Raw genomic sequence first — 366 nt, 5'->3', positions numbered from 1 at the left:
GGTATCTGGCTCGGTGGTAATATGCGCTATATCTTGTAGATGAACGACTTTATCGTCATCACGAAACACCACCAATCGCTTAAGCTCTTCAAGGTCTTCCAGCTTATGACTAATTCGCAAATGCTGGTTGTCTTTGTCGATCACCTTAAAGCCAAGCGAGTGATCAATACTAGCGCCTTGTATGTGCGCTCTAATTTGATTTAAGCCCAAACCTAAAGCTTGTAAACGCGTGGGATCTATCTCAACGCGTACTTCGTTCTCCTGACCACCATGAATTTCACTGAGCCCAACGCCCTCAATACTATGTAGATGCTCGGTCATTCTTTCAGCCATATGTGTGAGCTGATAGCGGTCGTACTTGTCAGA

1 protein-coding gene is annotated in these 366 nt (G+C 45.1%); it reads right to left on the bottom strand.

The window, feature by feature from the left end:
* Nucleotides 1–366: efflux RND transporter permease subunit (locus A3756_RS04755; protein ID WP_197481171.1), on the bottom strand; the 366-nt coding region annotated here is incomplete at both ends.

This window comes from Oleiphilus sp. HI0086, assembly GCF_001635225.1.
Note: the sequence above shows the minus strand (reverse complement) of the source record. Positions and strands in the feature narration are given on the sequence as shown.